This window comes from Marseilla massiliensis, assembly GCF_016899855.1.
In the GTDB taxonomy this organism is placed as follows: domain Bacteria; phylum Bacteroidota; class Bacteroidia; order Bacteroidales; family Bacteroidaceae; genus Prevotella.
In genome coordinates this window covers 1-1,908 of the sequence record NZ_JACJJG010000190.1, presented here as the reverse complement: position 1 = coordinate 1,908, position 1,908 = coordinate 1, and the positions used below count along the sequence as shown (strand labels likewise).

Sequence of the window (1,908 nt, the reverse complement as noted above, 5' to 3'; positions counted from 1 at the left end):
TATGTAAAGCAGTAAATACTAAAGAAATGGCAAATGTTAAACGTATTAATTTAGACGAATTGCTTACTTTATGGCAGCTTTTCATATCATTGGATTACCTCCTTTACAATATCCTCCAATAAGAATGGTATTACGCCAATATACGTTACTCCATCTTCATCGGTCCATAGTTTGCTGTTACCGTCCAACACTACAATTTTCCTGAAGAAGTCGCCGGTGTTCCTTAGCGAGAATGTTTCCTGTGCTTTTTTCTCGGGGGTGTCAACATTCAATGCAGACTGGATATAAACCTTATTGCTTCCCAAGTTGACAACAAAATCTATTTCGTATTGTGACATCCTGCGCTTGCCTTCTACTGTCTGAGTAAGCTCTACAATTCCTACATCAACGGAATATCCCCTACGGATTAAGTCGTTATAAATCATATTCTCCATCAAGTGTGAACGTTCCTGCTGTCTGAAATTCAACCTTGCATTCCTCAATCCCAAGTCCATTGCGTAATACTTCTGGATGTTGTCGAAATATTTACGCCCTTTCACGTTCCATCGTTTGGCGCTTTGGAAAAGGTAGGCGTCCTCCAGGTAGTCAAGATAATTCTTAACGGTGTTGTATGAAATTGATTTTCCCATAAGTGAACCGGCAGTATTTGCCAGCTTATTCGGATTTGTCAACGAACCGACGGATGATGAGAGAACATCCACCAATACACCCAATATGCTATCGTCCTTAAGTTTGTAAAGCTCTACAATATCCTTAATATATACATTCGAAAAAAGTCCCTGAAGATATTTACGTTTCTCGCTTCCGTCATGTTCAAGCACGGTCAAAGGCATTCCTCCATAAGTCAAGTATTCCTCAAACGCATCCGCCTTTTCCAACCCCGACACTGATAAATACTCGGCAAATGACAATGGATAAACTTTTATTTCAGACCCCCTGTCACGAAAGTTCGTAACAATATCTTTCGACAGCATTTTAGAGTTTGACCCAGTAACATACACGTCGAGATTTGGACGTGCCATTAAGTCGTTCAATATGTCGTAAAAAGTGGTATAAAGCATCTCTCTGTCCTCTTCCGGCACCAAAGATTCTTCTACATCACCGTTTTTCACTTTATACGACAGTTGTATTTCATCGATGAAGACATAGAATTTTCTTCCCGTATCACTTGTACGTCCAACAATATAGTCGTACAAAACATTAGGGTTGCGGTATTTCATGTCAGACTTTCTGTCAAGGGCGACTTCGATAAAATCATTTTCATCAACGCCTTCCCCAATTAACCGGTTCTTGTAAAGGGTTGAAAGCAGGAACGACTTACCACAACGTCTTATCCCCGTAATGATTTTTACCTTGCCATTCCAACGTTTAGCAAGCAACTTCTCTATGTAATCGTTTCTATTTATTATCATGATAAAAATGTTTTATCCGTCAATCACTGAAACTTTGGTCGTAAGTGTCGACCGTTTTTTCAGTACAAAGATACTTTTTTTCCCAAAAATGACAAAAATATCATGAAAAAATAAAAGAAGGACAGCCGTTTAGAGCCATCCTTCCTTGTATAGAGTTAAAATTGTTCCATGCTTACTTCCTGTCCGTTATCATACCAGTAAACGTTTAAGTTTTCTGTTGTCATCCACTGGCAATTATTTAACTTGAAGCCGTATTTGTCCTCCAACGTTGACAGATATTCCTCGAAGTCATTATATTGTTCGGATTCTTTTATCTCTTCGTCAGTCAACCTGATTATGTTCAAGGCACCGATGCAGAAATCCAAAATTATAACATACCTTGGTTCCATCGTCTTTCCGTATGTGTTAAGTGAATATTTGTCGCCATTGGATAAAGCCTTTTTACTTTTCCATAAGCCGTCTGTTGATTGTTTGCGTTTACGTTGACATTCAGTTT

At 38.7% G+C, this 1,908-nt stretch carries 2 protein-coding genes; both read right to left on the bottom strand.

Features of this window, described 5'->3' with window-relative positions:
- Positions 1-86 precede the first annotated feature (86 nt).
- A complete protein-coding gene (locus H6A34_RS14235; RefSeq protein ID WP_205106052.1) occupies positions 87-1,412 on the bottom strand; it encodes an ATP-binding protein in 1,326 nt (441 codons plus the stop codon).
- A gap of 155 nt (positions 1,413-1,567) precedes the next feature.
- Positions 1,568-1,801 (bottom strand): hypothetical protein, encoded by a 234-nt coding sequence (locus H6A34_RS14230; protein ID WP_205106053.1) that lies wholly within the window; start codon positions 1,799-1,801, stop codon positions 1,568-1,570.
- Positions 1,802-1,908: the final 107 nt, after the last annotated feature.

Coding starts and splice junctions, on each gene's coding strand:
- H6A34_RS14235 (WP_205106052.1), bottom strand. CDS start 1,412: ATGATAATAAATAGAAACGATTACATAGAGAAGTTGCTTGCTAAACGT.
- H6A34_RS14230 (WP_205106053.1), bottom strand. CDS start 1,801: ATGGAACCAAGGTATGTTATAATTTTGGATTTCTGCATCGGTGCCTTG.